A 14914-nucleotide genomic window follows, 5' to 3' on the forward strand; every position below is an offset into this window, starting at 1 on the left:
GACACGACCCCCCGGGTGTCGAGCGTCAACCCGGCGGGCACTACTATCGGTAACCGCCGGCGGCACGAGCCCCGGTTCCAACTGATCGACCACGACAGGAGTGGGCACTCCGATGTCCGACTATGCGAAGGCGCTCGGTGCTCGGCTGCGCGCGATACGCACCCAGCAGGGGCTCTCGCTTCATGGCGTCGAGGAGAAGTCGCACGGTCGGTGGAAAGCCGTCGTCGTGGGTTCCTACGAACGTGGGGACCGCGCCGTCACCGTGCAGCGCCTCTCCGAGCTCGCGGAGTTCTACGGCGTTCCGGTGGGGGAGCTTCTTCCCGAGGGTTCCACCGTCGCTCCGCTGGAGCAGTCTCCTCGGATCGTTCTCGACCTCGAGCGTCTCTCCCAGGTTCCCAAGGAGCAGGGTGGTCCGCTCGCCCGGTACGCGGCGACCATTCAGAGCCAGCGCGGCGACTACAACGGCCGGGTGCTCTCGATCCGGTACGAGGACCTGCGCTCGCTCGCGGTGATCTACGACACCTCGCCGAGCAAGCTCACCGAGCAGCTCGTCTCTTGGGGCGTGCTGTCTCCGGAGCAGGGCGCGGACGCCGCGGCGACCGACGTCTAGCCTCGCTCCGGTRTCGCGGTACCGGTACCGCGATACCGGTACCACAATCCGCCGGCTCGCATCCGCGCCACCCGCGGCACACGTATCCGGGGAAGGACCCGGTACGTCGCCTGGGCGACGTACCGGGAACGCCGATCCCGGTTCCCTCCCGGCAACCGGGCAACCCCGGTGGACCGCCGCTACGACGGCTGGCCGGGAATTGAATCCACCGCCGATCCCCGTCCGGTCGACTCGGCCGGGGTGGCCAGGCCCTTTCCCTCGACCAGACTCGCGAGCAGCCCGTTGACAAACGCCGGCGACCGGTGGGTGGAGAGGTTCTTCGCCAGTTCCACGGCTTCGTCGATGGCGACCCGATCCGGGACGTCGGGACGCCAGAGCAGTTCCAGCACGGCAATCCGCAGAATGTTGCGGTCGACCGGCGGCATCCGCTCCAACGTCCAACCCTCGGCGTACCGGGCGATCCGCTCKTCGATCTCCCCGCGGCGCTCGACGACCCCCTCGACCAGCTCGACGGCGTATTCCGACACCGGTGGATCGGACTGGGCCAGCCGGGCAGCGAGGATCTCCGGCACGGCGCTCGCGCGCACGTCCGCTTCGTAGAGGATGTCCAGCGCCCGTTTACGGGCTTTGGACCTGGCGCTCAGCTCGTCACCCGGCCCAGGTACCGGCCGTCACGCGTGTCGACCTTGACCTTTTCCCCACTGGTGATGAACAGCGGCACGTTGATGGTGGCGCCCGTCTCCAGGGTGGCCGGCTTCGTCCCGCCGGTCGAGCGATCGCCCTGCACCCCCGGGTCGGTCTGCGAAATGGTCAGCTCGACGCTGGCCGGCAGTTCGACATAGAGCGGGGCGCCGTCATGTAGCGCGACGGTGGCCACGGTGTTTTCCAGCATGTAGTCGGCCGTCCCACCGACGACATCCGGCGGGATCGGGATCTGATCGTAGGACTCGCTGTCCATGAAGACGAAATCGGCACCGTCCCGGTAGAGGTAGGTCATCTCGCGGCGGTCGACGGTCGCGACGTCAACCTTGACCCCGGCGTTGAAGGTGYGGTCGACGACCTTCCCGGTGAGCACGTTCTTCAGGGTCGTGCGGACGAACGCCCCACCCTTACCCGGCTTGACGTGCTGGAAGCCGACGACGTTCCACAACACCCCGTCGATGTCGAGCGTCATGCCGTTCTTCAGGTCGTTGGTGGTCGCCACTGCGCGCGTTCTCCGTTTCCATCGCCGTACGCCGACGGCGGGTGTGGTCGTTCCCCGGACCCTCGTGCGAGGACCGCGGTGCTCTCTCCCCAGGCCATCCCCAGGCTCCCCAGGCCATCCCCAGGCCGCTTCCATCCTCAGGCCGCTTCCGGACCCCGCCACCGGGCGAACGCACCGGGCGCGGACACCGGGCGCGGACGTGGCGGCGATCCTACAAACCGCCGCGACGAGTCTACCGACCCTCGGCGACAGTGGTGAACGCCGCGATCAGCAGGCCAGCGTCCGGATTGTCCAGGATGACGGTGCGGCCCTGCGCCTCGAGGCCGACGAAACGCATCCGCCGTCCCCGCGCCTTCTTGTCGACCCGCATCGCGTCGAGCAGCGCCGCCCACCGGTCGTCCCGGTAGGTCACCGGCAGGCCGATGCGGGTCAGCAGCTCACGGTGCCGGTCGGCGGTGGCGTCGTCGAGGCCGACGACGAGCCGGGACAGCTCCGCCGCGAACACCATGCCCACCGAGATCGCCGCGCCGTGCCGCCAGCTGAAGTGCTCGACCTTCTCGATGRCATGACCGAGGGTGTGACCATAGTTGAGGATCTCCCGCCGGCCGTCCTCCCGCGGATCGCCGGAGACCACCTCGGCCTTGACCCGGATGGACCGCTCGATCAGCTCGGGCAGATGCGCGGCGCCGGTCGGATCGGCGTCGAGCAGATCGAGGATCGCCGCGTCGGCGATGAAACCGGTCTTGACGACCTCGGCGAGCCCGGCGCGTACCTCGACGGCCGGCAGAGACTCCAGCGCCGCCAGATCGCACAGCACGCCGAGCGGCTGGTGGAAGGCCCCGACCAGGTTCTTGCCCGCGTCGATGTCGATGCCGGTCTTSCCGCCGACCGCCGCGTCGACCATGCCGAGCACGGTGGTCGGCACCTGGACGACGTCCACCCCGCGCAGCCAGCTCGCGGCGACGAACCCGGCCAGGTCTGTCACGGTGCCGCCGCCGAGGCCGATCACCATGTCGTCCCGGGTGAAGCCGATCCGGCCGAGCACGTCCCAGCAGAAGCCGGCGATCCGCAGCTGCTTGGCCTCCTCGCCGTCGGGCACCTCGATGGCGTGCGCCTCCACGCCCGCGTTCTCCCGCAGGTCGGCGACGACGGCGTCCGCGGTGGCCCGCAACGCCCCGGGATGGATCACCGCGGCGCGGGTCCGCCCGACGACGGTCTCGGCGAGCTCGCCGAGCAGGCCCACCCCGAGCACGACGTCGTAGGGACGCCCGCCGCCCGGCCGTACCGGGATCCGCACGATGTCGGAGGCCTTCACCTGCATACTCACCGTTTGCCCCCCGCAGCGTCCGCCGCCTCGTCCGGTTCGCTGCCCCCCGCGGCGTCCGCCGCCTCGTCCGGTTCGCTGCCCCCCGCGAGCAGCGGGCCCAGGGCCGCCGCCAGCAGGTCGGTCACCTCGTCCGGCTCGTGCCCCGCGGTGTCGATGACCACCGTCGCCACCTCGGCGTAGAGCGGCCGGCGCGCCCTGAGCAGGGCGGCGAGCCGCGTGCGGGGCCCCTCGACCAGCAGTGGACGGTCCCGGGCGAGGCCCACCCGCCGCACCGCGTCGGAAACTCCCACCTCAAGATAGACGACCCGGTGCCCGGCCAGCAGGGTCCGGTTCTCGGCGTCGAGCACCGCTCCCCCGCCAAGGGCCAGGACCCCCCGGTGATCCGCGAGCGCGGCCGCCACCGCCCGGCGCTCGGCCAGCCGGAAGTACTCCTCACCATGATCGAGAAAGATGTCCGCGACGGTGGTGCCGAGCGCCGCCTCGATGTCGGCGTCGGTGTCGCGGAAACCCACCCCCCACCGCCGCGCCAGCTGGGTGCCCACCGTCGTCTTCCCCGCTCCGGGCGCTCCGACCAGCACCACCATCGGCCCCGTCCAGGCCATCGGCCCCGTCCACGCGTCCGTCGCCGGCTCCCCCACGATGATCCTCTGTCTTCGCCGCCTGCCGATTCCCGCCGCCGATCAGCGGATGACCAGGGACTTCAGGTACCCCTCGTAATTACGCCGGGTCTCCTCCACCGAGTCCCCCCCGAACTTCTCCAGCGCCGCGTCGGCGAGCACGAGGGCGACCATCGCCTCCGTCACCACCCCGGCCGCGGGCACCGCGCACACGTCGGACCGCTGGTTGATCGCGACCGCCGCCTCGCCGGTGGACACGTCCACCGTGGACAACGGCCTGGTCAGCGAGGAGATCGGCTTCATCGCCACCCGCACGCGCAACGGCTCGCCCGTGGTCATGCCGCCCTCGACCCCGCCGGCCCGGTCAGTCGCCCGCCGCACCCGCCGGCTGCCGGCACCGGCCGGCTCGATCTCGTCGTGCGCCCCGGAACCCCGCCGCCGCGCGGTGGTGAAACCGTCCCCGAACTCGACGCCCTTGATCGCCTGAATGCCCATCAGCTCGCCCGCGATCCGGGCGTCGATGCGCCGGTCGCCGTGCACGTAGCTGCCGAGCCCGGGCGGGCAGCCGTACGCCAGCACCTCGACGATGCCGCCGAGGGTGTCCGCGTCGGCGTGGGCCACGTCGATCTCGGCGACCATCCGCACGCTGGTCGCCTGGTCGGCACAGCGGACCGGGTCCGCGTCCACCGCCGCCAGCGACGTCGGGGCGGGCACCCCCGGGGGCACCTCGACCGCGCCGATCGCGACGACATGCGAGATCACCTCGATGCCGTAGGCCTGCCGCAGCAGTGCCTTGGCCGCGGTGCCGAGCGCGACCCGCGCGGCGGTCTCCCGGGCGCTGGCGCGCTCCAGCACGGGCCGGGCGTCGTCGAACCCGTACTTCTGCATGCCGGCGAGATCGGCGTGGCCGGGCCGGGGCCGGGTCAGCGGGGCTGCGCGGCCCAGGCCCGCCAGCGCCGCCGGATCGACCGGGTCGGGCGACATGACCCGCTCCCACTTGGGCCACTCGGTGTTGCGGACGACCACGCTGACCGGGCCGCCGAGGGTGACGCCGTGGCGGACTCCACCGAGCAGCTCGACCTCGTCACGCTCGAAGCTCATCCGCGCGCCGCGACCGTGCCCGAGCCGGCGGCGGGCCAGYTCGGCGGAGATGTCGGAACTGGTCATCCGGATCCCGGCGGGCAGCCCCTCGACCGTCGCCACCAGGGCGGGACCATGGGACTCCCCCGCCGTCAGCCAACGCACCATGACCCCAGTCTTTCACGCTCACCGCCCCTGTCACGACCGCGCTCAGGCAGGACAACCGGAATCAAACGGAACTATCAGTATCAAGTAGGACAAACGAGATCAGCCGGCGCGACCGAGGACGGCGAGCAGCGTCCCGGCGAGCAGAAAGGGACCGTAGGCGATGCGGTCATGCCGGCCGACCCGGCCCGCCACGAGCAGCGCGCTCGCCCAGAGCCCCCCGAGGACGATGCCGGCGAACAGCCCGAACACCACACTCGGCCAGCCGAGCCAGCCCAGCGCACCGCCCAGCAGGCCGGACACCTTGACGTCCCCGCGCCCGAGCCCCGCCCTCGGCAGGCAATGCACCCCCAGGAAGATCACCCAGACGGCAGCCGCGGCCATCCCGGCGCGCAGCAGACGRCCGGGCTCGCCGGTGAGCAGCGCGGCGAGGCCGAACAGCCCGGCGAGCACCGGATAGGACGGCAGTACCAGATGGTCGGGCAGGCGGTGCACCCGAAGATCGATCACGGCCAGCCAGACCCCGACGACCGCCAGATACACATAGGCCGGCAACCAGCTCGGATGATCGTGCAGGGCGACGGTCACGGCCGCGGCGACCAGCACCGTCACGGCACCGAGCGCCGCCGCCCCGGGCGCCTCCCGGTGCGGGGCCTGCCCGGGCAGCGCCGGCACGCCGGCCACGATCCGGCGACCGAACGGCAGGGCGGCGAGCGCAGGAAGGGCGATCAACGTGCTGAGCGCGCCGCCCGGCACCACTCCCGGCACCGCTATCCGCCGGCAGGTCCACCGCGGCCGCGGGGACCGCTCCCCGCGAGACCGTGGCCGCCCGGCACGCCGACCTCCACCGCCGGGGGCCTGTTCCCCCGCGTCCGCTCGTCCAGCGCGGCCTGACCCGCGGCCAGCAGAACGCTGGTGGGAACCACCTGCCCGGTGAAGTGCTCGACCTGCCCCACGGCCTGGGCGGCGAGGATCTCCAGGCCACCTGCGACCCGGGCACCGGCCCGGTAGGCCGCGGCGGCCAGCGCCGTGGGCCAGGGATGATAGAGCAGTTCTACGAGCTGGCAGGCTGGCGGCCACGGTCCGGTGGCGAGCCCGTCGGTCGCGCCGGCGGGCGTGGTGGAGATGACCAGATCCGGACCGGCAGGCAGGCCCGCGGCCAGCAGCTCCCAGGGCAGCGCGGTGACCTCGACGCCCAGCCGCGACCCGATCTCCGCCACCTCCGCCACGGCGGCGGGCCGGCGGGCGACGACGCCGAGGCGGGTGCAGCCCGCCGCGGCGACCGCCGCGACCGCGGCGCGGGCCGTGCCACCGGCACCGAGTACGAGCGGCTGGCCTGGGACCGCGCCGCGCATCACCCGGCGCAGCGCCATGCCGATGCCGTCCACGTCGGTGTTGTAGCCACGCAACCGGCCGGCGGGCCCGACGACGACCGTGTTGACGGCGCCGATGACCGCCGCCGTCGCGTCCACCTCGTCGAGCAGGTCGAGCGCGACGGTCTTGAGCGGCATGGTCAGGGACAGCCCGACCCAGCCCGGATCCGTGCGGACCCGGGTGAGCATCGCGGCGAGCCCGGTCTCGTCGCAGTGCACGGCGGTGTACGTCACCGCGAGACCGAGCTTGGCGTAGGCGGCGGCATGCAGCAGCGGGGAGAGCGAATGGTCCACCGGTGCCCCGAGCACGGCGGCGCGGGTGGGGMCCGACGGYGGCGYGGTGGCCGCGAYGGTCGCCGGCGGTTCCATGGGCCGACGACGGCACTCAGGGGGCCGACGGCGGGCCGGGGTAGTGCCGGCGGGAACGATCTCCGGCACTACCGGGCCCTCCTCATGCTTGCGGGCCTCATGCTCGCGGCTTCCCTCGCACTACTCACGACCTCCTTCACGCCGGTACTGGGCCTCTGCCTGCTCCCACTCCCGCTCCGTGGTGGCGAAGACCGTCACCTTGCTCTGCGGCATGGAGACGAAATAGAACCACGATCCGTCGGCCGGTTCCAGTGCCGACCGCAGCGCCCAGACGCCGGGGTTGGAGATTGCGCCYGGCGGCAACCCTTTCACGGCCCGCGTGTTGTACGGGTTGTTCTGGGCGAGTTGTTCCTTGGTCAACGGCCCCTCGTACCCGTCCGTGGCGTAGCGGGTGGTCGAGTCCATGTCGAGYCGGCCAAATCTTCCCGATGTGTCCCTGAGCCGATTGTAGATCACCCGGGCCACCTTCGGACCCTCGTCGCGGTTGGCCACCTCCTTCTCGATGATCGAGGCGATGGTGACGATGTCCTTCGGCGGGACCCCGAGCGCGGCGGCCCTGCCCTCCAGATCGATCGCCGCGGTCTCCCGCTTGAAGCGGTCGACGAAGGAACGCAGCAACTGCTCGGGCGTGGCCCCGGGCACGAGGTCGTAGGTAGACGGGAAGAGATAGCCTTCCAGCAGGTTCGGCGGCGCGTAGGACGGCAGGCCCAGCTGGGCGGGGTTCTTCGCGATCGCCTCCAGGTCCGCCATCGACGTGCCCGGGAGGCGTTCATGCAGTGCTGTGAGGACCTCACGGACGGTCATGCCCTCTTTGATGACGAACTTGAACGGCGCGGACGAGGCAGGGTCGAGCAGGGCCTCGAGCGCCGCGGCGGCGCTCATCCTGGTGTGCAGACGGTAGGTGCCCGGCTGGATGCCCAGCGACTTCGGATTCGCGGTGGCGGCCTTGACGAACGCGGCGACACTCGCGGTCACGTTCGCGTCGTGCAGCTCCCCGGCGATCTCCCGGGTACTCGCCCCGGCCGGGATCTGGACCATCGCGATGCCCTCGCCGGAGCCGGAGTAGTCGGCGGGCTCGCCAGCCGAGATGTGCCCGACGACCTTCCCCACCCCGTAGATCCCCAGTCCCAGCAGGGCGGCGACCACGACAAGCACCGCGATGAGCTTCGGCAGCGCGCGACCGCGCCGGCCGCCGTCGGGACCGGGCTCGTCCCAGCCGCCGCCGTCGTCCCAGGCGCGGTGGTCCCAGTCGACCCCGGCACGGTCGTCCGGGTACTGATCATCGGCGTAGTGTTCATCCGAGTAACGATCACCGCGCTGGCGGGCCCGACGGCGACGCGAGTAGGGGTCCTCGTCGAGCATCTCGTCGAGGTCGCCGCCGGTCACCTCTCGTCCGACGGCGGGACAACACCGTCCGGAGCCCGGGGGCCGTCTCTCGGAGCCCGGACCACGCCGTCCGGACCCGCGGCCGGGGCGGCACACCCGATCACGCCGGGCGCGGCGCTCCCCCGGCGGCTRTCCAGGTCGTGCTGCAGGATCTGCACGGCTGCCTCCTGATCCACGAGACTCCGGCGGGCACGCGAACGAACGCCACGCTCGGCCATCCTGCGATGAGCCGCAACCGTGGTGAGCCGCTCGTCCACAAAACGCACGGGGACGGGTGCGATCCGCTCGGCGAGTACCTCGGCGTACTGCCGCACCAGCCGGACCGCCCGGCCTTCCTGCCCGGACATCTGTCTGGGCAGGCCGACCACGACCTCTACAGCCTGCCGCTCCCGGACGATGAGGACGAGCTGATCTATGTCCGCATTACCCCGTCTGTCCCTGGCCAGGGTAGTCACCGGAACCGCGAGCACGCCGCCCGGGTCGCTCGCGGCGACCCCGACCCGCACCGAGCCGACATCGACCCCGATCCGCACCCCGGGCCGAGAATCCCCGGGCCGAGAATCCCCGGGCCGGGAGCCCGAGCCGCTCACCGCGAGGCGTGCTCGGCCACCAGCCCCCGCAGCCTGGCGAACACCGCCGGCACCAGCTGTGGGTTCCCCCCGCCGCCCTGGGCCACGTCCGGCTTGCCGCCACCCTTGCCACCCAGGCTCGCCCAGGACTGCCGCACCAGGTCACCGGCGCGCAGCCCCCGGCCGCGCGCGGCGTCGTCGGTCACCACGACGATCGACGACCCGTCGGCCTTGGCCACGGCGACGACGGCGGGCCGCCCCGCCAGCCGCCCACGCACGTCCAGCGCCAGCAGCCGCACGTCGTCGGGGGCGGTGCCGGCGGGCACCTCGGCGGTGACCACGGCGACGCCAGCCACCTCCTCGGCACCCTCGGCCAGCGCCCCGGCCCCGGCGAGTACCGCGGCGGCCCGCAGTCGTTCCAGCTCCCGCTCGGCGTCGCGCAGCCGGCCGACGATGTCGGTGACCCGGTCCACCAGCTCATCCGGACGGGCCTTCAGCGCGGTGGACAGCTGCGACACCAGGAGATGCTCGCGCGCCAGGTAGCGGAAGGCGTCGAGGCCGACCAGCCCCTCGACTCGGCGGGTGCCCGCGGAGATCGACGCCTCCGACAGCAGCTTCACCGCGCCGAGCTGCGCGGAGCTCGCGACGTGCGTGCCACCGCACAGCTCGCGGGCGTAGTCGCCCACGTCGACGACCCGCACGGCGTCGCCGTACTTCTCGCCGAACAGCGCCATCGCGCCGAGCCGGCGGGCCTCCTCCTGCGTGGTTACGAAAGCCCGCACCGGCAGGTCACGCAGGGCAACCTCGTTGATCTCGTCCTCGACGTCGGCGAGCACCGACGGCGGCACCGCGCCGAGGGCGTGGAAGTCGAACCGCAGCCGGCCCGGGGAGTTCAGCGAACCGGCCTGGGTCGCGCCCTCGCCCAGCGCGCGACGGAACGCGGTGTGCACGAGATGGGTGGCGGTGTGCGACCGGGACACCGCGCGGCGACGATCGGCATCCACCTCCGCGAACACCTCCACGCCGAGCCGCAGCTCGCCGCCGAGCACCCGCACCCGGTGCAGGACCAGGTCGGGCACGGGCCGCTGGACGTCGAGCACCTCGACCTCGCCGCCGTCGAAACGCAGCCGACCGAGGTCGGGCTCCTGGCCGCCGCTCTCGGCGTAGAAGGGGGTCGCGTCGAGCACGACCCCGACCTCGGTGTCCTCCCCCGCCGCCGCCAGCCCCGCGCCGTCGGCGATGCCGACGAGGCCCACCACGCCGGAGGTCCGGCTGAGCTCCTCGTACCCGGTGAAGGTCGTCGGGCCGGAGCGGGCCAGGATCGGCCGGAACGCGGACAGGTCGACGTTGCCGATCCGCCGCGCGGCCCGGTCCGCCTTCGCGGCCTGCCGCTGGYGGTCCATCAGCCGGCGGAAACCCGCCTCGTCAACGGAAAGGCCCGCCTCAGCGGCCATCTCCAGTGTCAGGTCGATCGGGAAGCCGTAGGTGTCGTGCAGCTTGAAGGCCGCCTYGCCGCCCAGCGTGGTCGAGCCCAGGGATCGGGCCTGGCGCGCCGCGGTGTCGAAGATCGTGGTACCGGTGCGCAGCGTCTCGGCGAACGCCTGCTCCTCCGCGACGGCGACCCCGGTGATCGTCTCGGCATTGTCGAGCAGTTCGGGGTAGATCGTCCCCATCGCCGACCCGACGACCGCGAACAGCTCGCTCATCACCGGCTCGTGGGCACCGAGCAACCGGGCGTTACGGATCGCCCGGCRCAGCATGCGGCGCAGCACGTAGCCGCGCCCCTCGTTGGAGGGGACGACGCCGTCGGAGATCAGCATCGCGGCGGTGCGGGTGTGGTCGGCGATCACTCGCAACCGCACGTCATCGGCGGGGTCCGCGCCGTAGCGCCGCCCGGTCAGCCGGCCGGCGGCGTCGAGCACCGGCCGGGAGATGTCGATCTCGTAGAGGTTGTCGACACCCTGGAGGATGGTCGCCATCCGCTCCAGGCCCATCCCGGTGTCGATGTTGCGGGCCGGCAACTCACGCTCGATCGGATAGTCGTACCCGGCGCCCTCGCCCCGCTCGTACTGCATGAAGACGAGGTTCCAGACCTCGAGGTAGCGCTCCTCGTCCGCGATCGGACCGCCCTCACGGCCATAGGCGCAGCCGCGGTCGAAGTAGATCTCGCTGCACGGCCCGCACGGCCCGGGCACGCCCATCGACCAGAAGTTGTCCTCCTTGCCGCGGCGCTGGATGCGCTCGGCGGGCAGCAGCTTGCGCCAGATCCCCTCGGCCTCGTCGTCGTCGAGGTAGACCGTCGCCCACAGGTCGTCGGCCTTGAAGCCGAACCCTTCGGTGAGCAGCTCGAAGGCGAACGGGATCGCCTCGGCCTTGAAATAGTCGCCGAACGAGAAGTTGCCGCACATCTGGAAGAAGGAGGCGTGCCGCGCGGTGTGCCCGACATTCTCGATGTCGACCGTCCGGACACATTTCTGCACGCTGGCCGCCCGCGGCCACGGCGCCGGGAGATCCCCGAGAAAATAGGGCTTGAAAGGCACCATGCCGGCGTTGACCAGCAGCAACGTCGGATCCTGGGCCACCAGTGAGGCGCTCGGGACGACGGTGTGCCCGCGCCGGGCGAAGTGGTTGAGAAAGCGGCTACGGATCTCGGCCGTGTCCATCGGGTTCACGTCGTCCAGACTCGTGGGAAGAGGTTCGACATCCCGGGGTGGCGTGCTGTGGTCGGGCGCGCCTTCCGGGCTGCGGTGAGGGCGGGTGCCCCCGGCCCGCGGGCAAGGGAGTCCTCAGGGCCGCCGGGCGCCGGGGACGAGCCGCATCGTGCGTTCGGCGTCGTCGAGGTCAGCGGGGTAACGCGGCGCGCCGGAGCCGGCGACCCGCGCCGCGGCGTCCCGGGGCGGGGCAGCCCCGACCGCGTCGCCTCGATCCGCTTCGTCGCCTCGATCCGCTTCGTCCGGATCACCGTCGAGGCCGAGCGCGACACGGATCTCCTCCTCCCGCTCGGCCGCGGCCTCGCGCACGTCCGCGAGGAACTCCTGTACCGACTGTACGAGAGAGCCGGCCAGACTCGTCGGTGTCAGGGAGGCTGCGGCCTTAGCCACCTGGCGCACCACCACGACGCCGGCCGCCGCCCCGAAAGCGAGATAGAAGATCCTCGACATCTACCGGCCTCCCCGACGCCCGCCCGCCGCGCCGGCGGCCGTGGACACCGACGGGGTCTTCTCGCCCGCGGGCTGCGGGCCGCCGCGCCCGGCCGGCCGCCGCGCCGCCTTCTCGGCCTTCATCTGGGCCGTCACCCGGGACTCGACCTCCGAGCGGGTCCGCTTGGCCGCCGCCTTGCGCACGCCGTAGCTGAACGCCGCGACGCGCACCATCGGGCCGCCGAGCGTCGCCGCGAACAACGACGTCAGCGAGGAGACGTTGGTCGTGATCGACTGCACGTTCGCCGTGATCGCGTCGACCCGGTCGAGTTCCTTGTTGACATGCGAGAGCGCCAGATTGACCTCGTCGACCGTCGCGCCGGCCTGCCTGACCCGGGCGGTTYCCTCGTCGAGGGCGAGACCGGTCTGACGTACCCGGGCCGCGGCCTCATCGAAGATCTTACCGAGCTTGAGCAGGACGTAACAGCCGAAGAGGACGAGCACCGCGAACGCGCCCGACGCGATCAGGCCCGCGACCGCACCACCGGACATATGTGCTCCTGCCTCCATCGTCGTTGGGCCGGTCCCACCCCACCCGATTCGATCCGCCGTGCCGCGGGCGMCACCCAGCCGACGCTCCTGGAGTGACCTTACCGAGACGGCTACCGGGGCCACGGGTAGCCCCCACGAGAGGAGTCAGGACGGCGRGGAGGGCGGTGGGGAGGGCGGTGGGGACGAGCCCGGGGACGGCGGTGGGTCACCGCGCACGACGCCACGCAGCTCATGGACCCGATCGGCCGCGCGGCGCTCGAAGCCGTTACCGCTCGGCTGGTAGTAGTCGGTCGAGGTCAGCCCGTCCGGCGGGTACTGCTGACGCACGACGTTGCCGGGGGCCTCGTGCGGGTACCGGTAGCCCGCGCCGTGGCCGACCCGCCGCGCGCCGCGGTAGTGGGCGTCGCGCAGATGCGCGGGCACCGGTCCGGCCCGCCCGGCACGAACATCCGAGGTGGCGGCGTCGATCGCCCGGATCACCGCGTTCGACTTGGGCGCCAGCGCCAGGTGGATGACCGCCTGCGCGAGCGCCAGGCGGGCCTCGGGCAGGCCAACGAACTCCAGCGCCTGACTGGCCGCGACCGCGACACCGAGCGCGCCCGGATCGGCCATGCCAATATCCTCACTGGCAAGGATGATCATCCTCCGGGCGACGAACCGGGGATCCTCGCCGGCCTCCAGCATCCGCGCGAGGTAGTGGAGGGCCGCGTCGACGTCGCCGCCCCGCATCGACTTGATGAAGGCACTGATCACGTCGTAGTGCTGGTCCCCGGACCGGTCGTAGCGCACTGCGGCTCGGTTGACGGCCCGCTCCAGCAGGTCGAGATCGAGCCGTGGCCGCGGGTTGACGAACGCCTCGGCGTCTGCCCCGGCATCGGCACCCGCTCCGGCCTTCCCACCCGGTCCGGACTCGCACTCATGGGCTTCGAGCAGCGCCTCGGCCCCGGCCTCCAGGGTGGTGAGGGCCCGGCGGGCGTCACCTCCGGCAAGGCGGACCACGTGCTCGCGGGCCTCGTCGGACACCGACAGCCGCCCGTCGTACCCACGCGGGTCGCGCAGCGCCCGGGTCAGCACCCCGCGGATGTCGTCGTCGGTCAGCGGCTCCAGCGTCAGCAGCAACGACCGGGACAGCAGGGGGCTGACCACGGAGAAGAAGGGGTTCTCGGTGGTGGCGGCGACCAGAGTGACCCAGCCGCGCTCGACCGAGGGCAGCAGCGCGTCCTGCTGCGTCCGGGTGAACCGGTGCACCTCGTCGATGAACAGCACCGTGCGCGCACCGGACGTTGACAGCGTCTCGCGAGCCTCGTCGATGACGGCGCGGACATCCTTCACGCCGGCGGTGACCGCGGACAACTCCCGAAAGCGTCGCCCGGTCGCCCTCGACACGATGTGCGCCAGCGTGGTCTTGCCGGTGCCGGGCGGTCCCCACAGCACGACCGAGGTGGTTGCGCCCCCCTCGACCAGCCGGCGCAGCGGGCTTCCCGGCCCGAGTAGATGCCGCTGGCCCACGACCTCGTCCAGGGTCCGTGGCCGCAGCCGGGCGGCGAGCGGAGCCRCGCGGTCCACCCCCGGACCGCCGCCACGCCGATCCCGGAGAGYGGCGAACCCCGAGGCGGAGCGGGACGCCGTCCCGGCCTCCGACGCGTCGGACGCCCCGGCACCAGCCCCGGCACCATCGGAGAGATCGGCGTCGAACAGGCTCACCCGTTCACCGTACGACCGTCGTACGACCGCTGGGAGRCACGATCAGCCCGGAGCACGGCAGACGGCGGCCTCCGACGGCGGCCTCCGACGGCGGCTCACCGAAGCAGGCATATTACATACAACGGTATAAGTGTCTTAAATTGGCCCTTAAGCCTACGCCCATTCCCCCGACCACACTCGGACCACCAGAGCTTCATTGCCGATGCACCGGAACGCGGCCAATGCGCCGGAACGCGCGGCGAACGGGTAGTGCACCGCGCGCCATCCGGAACAATCCCCCGAGAGACCACGCTTCGTTCACGTCGGACACCGGACCTCAATGGCGCGCGTATTATCATTCAGCTAGTCCGTTCAGCTGCTCGACTGAGCACATGTGCCGCCTTCGTGGTAATGCACGGTGTTCCGGACGGAACCGCGCCCGAAACCAGGCCGGGAACCGGGCCGGATTACGAAATCGCCCTGACCAGCCCAGATCGCAACGACGGGCTACCGCCCCTCACCCGGGGCGGGTGCCCGCAGAACCCACCCTCGCCACGGCACAGCCACACCACACCGTCAGAACCGACCAGCTCACCCGGAGACCGAAACCCTGCCCCGGAGAGGTGTCATCCGATGACCGTGCTACAGCCGCCCCGCGCCCTCGGAAACCGTGCCGCCGCATCACGCGGGCACCGCTTCGACAAGAACAGCGCGATACCCGAAGCTCCGATCGCATCAGCCGAGCCGACCGGGCATCCGGTTCGGCTGGCCCGCCCGGGGGAGACGGACGACCGCGAGTCGCGCCCCGCCCGGGACACCACCACGACAATCACCCGAAC

General features: G+C 72.0%; 14 protein-coding genes and 1 pseudogene. 2 read left to right on the forward strand and 13 right to left on the reverse strand.

Going from position 1 to position 14914, the window contains the following annotated elements:
- Positions 1 to 112 precede the first annotated feature (112 nt).
- Positions 113 to 610, forward strand: coding sequence for a transcriptional regulator (locus tag CcI156_RS17545; protein WP_011437589.1), 498 nt, complete (start codon positions 113 to 115; stop codon positions 608 to 610).
- Between the two features lie 179 nt (positions 611 to 789).
- On the opposite strand, the gene nusB is transcribed toward CcI156_RS17545, so the two are convergent.
- The 13 genes from nusB to CcI156_RS17610 all read right to left on the reverse strand — a co-directional run bounded on the left by nusB (position 790) and on the right by CcI156_RS17610 (position 13958).
- Positions 790 to 1197, reverse strand: a complete 408-nt coding sequence (nusB, locus tag CcI156_RS17550) for a transcription antitermination factor NusB (protein WP_254847488.1) — start codon at positions 1195 to 1197, stop codon at positions 790 to 792.
- Between the two features lie 53 nt (positions 1198 to 1250).
- Positions 1251 to 1814 (reverse strand): elongation factor P, encoded by a 564-nt coding sequence (gene efp, locus CcI156_RS17555; RefSeq protein ID WP_076806916.1) that lies wholly within the window; start codon positions 1812 to 1814, stop codon positions 1251 to 1253.
- A gap of 232 nt (positions 1815 to 2046) precedes the next feature.
- Positions 2047 to 3135, reverse strand: a complete 1089-nt coding sequence (gene aroB, locus CcI156_RS17560; RefSeq protein ID WP_076806918.1) for a 3-dehydroquinate synthase — start codon at positions 3133 to 3135, stop codon at positions 2047 to 2049.
- Between the two features lie 2 nt (positions 3136 to 3137).
- Positions 3138 to 3779, reverse strand: a complete 642-nt coding sequence (locus CcI156_RS17565; protein ID WP_023841494.1) for a shikimate kinase — start codon at positions 3777 to 3779, stop codon at positions 3138 to 3140.
- A 42-nt stretch (positions 3780 to 3821) separates the two neighbouring features.
- A complete protein-coding gene (gene aroC, locus CcI156_RS17570; RefSeq protein ID WP_011437594.1) occupies positions 3822 to 5006 on the reverse strand; it encodes a chorismate synthase in 1185 nt (394 codons plus the stop codon).
- Positions 5007 to 5105: 99 nt separating this feature from the next.
- The gene (locus CcI156_RS17575; protein WP_023841493.1) at positions 5106 to 5771 is read right to left on the reverse strand and encodes an A24 family peptidase; all 666 of its coding nucleotides are present in this window, start codon (positions 5769 to 5771) and stop codon (positions 5106 to 5108) included.
- A 2-nt stretch (positions 5772 to 5773) separates the two neighbouring features.
- The gene (locus tag CcI156_RS17580) at positions 5774 to 6745 is read right to left on the reverse strand and encodes a shikimate dehydrogenase (RefSeq protein ID WP_076806921.1); all 972 of its coding nucleotides are present in this window, start codon (positions 6743 to 6745) and stop codon (positions 5774 to 5776) included.
- 120 nt (positions 6746 to 6865) lie between these two features.
- On the reverse strand, positions 6866 to 8107 hold the full coding sequence (gene mltG, locus CcI156_RS17585) for an endolytic transglycosylase MltG (RefSeq protein ID WP_011437597.1): 1242 nt from the start codon (positions 8105 to 8107) through the stop codon (positions 6866 to 6868).
- Between the two features lie 20 nt (positions 8108 to 8127).
- Entirely contained in the window at positions 8128 to 8721 is a 594-nt protein-coding gene (gene ruvX, locus CcI156_RS17590) for a Holliday junction resolvase RuvX (protein WP_023841491.1), read from the reverse strand.
- Entirely contained in the window at positions 8718 to 11363 is a 2646-nt protein-coding gene (gene alaS, locus CcI156_RS17595) for an alanine--tRNA ligase (protein WP_076806930.1), read from the reverse strand. Before alaS ends, ruvX begins: the two co-directional genes overlap by 4 nt.
- Before the next feature lie 123 nt (positions 11364 to 11486).
- Positions 11487 to 11861: a hypothetical protein gene (locus tag CcI156_RS17600; protein ID WP_023841489.1), complete on the reverse strand. Its 375-nt coding sequence runs from the start codon at positions 11859 to 11861 to the stop codon at positions 11487 to 11489.
- Complete coding sequence (locus CcI156_RS17605) at positions 11862 to 12392, reverse strand: DUF948 domain-containing protein (protein WP_076806923.1); 531 nt, start codon at positions 12390 to 12392, stop codon at positions 11862 to 11864.
- A 144-nt stretch (positions 12393 to 12536) separates the two neighbouring features.
- A complete protein-coding gene (locus tag CcI156_RS17610) occupies positions 12537 to 13958 on the reverse strand; it encodes a replication-associated recombination protein A (protein ID WP_076806932.1) in 1422 nt (473 codons plus the stop codon).
- Positions 13959 to 14708: 750 nt separating this feature from the next.
- Between CcI156_RS17610 and CcI156_RS17615 the strand changes: the two are divergent.
- A pseudogene (locus CcI156_RS17615) lies at positions 14709 to 14914 on the forward strand (GntR family transcriptional regulator); the annotation flags it as partial.

This window comes from Frankia sp. CcI156, assembly GCF_001983015.1.
Taxonomy (GTDB): domain Bacteria; phylum Actinomycetota; class Actinomycetes; order Frankiales; family Frankiaceae; genus Frankia; species Frankia casuarinae.

What these genes read in the sequence shown, in the direction of transcription:
- CcI156_RS17545 (WP_011437589.1), top strand. Translation starts at nt 113, where the DNA reads ATGTCCGACTATGCGAAGGCGCTCGGTGCTCGGCTGCGCGCGATACGC.
- CcI156_RS17600 (WP_023841489.1), bottom strand. Translation starts at nt 11,861, where the DNA reads ATGTCGAGGATCTTCTATCTCGCTTTCGGGGCGGCGGCCGGCGTCGTG.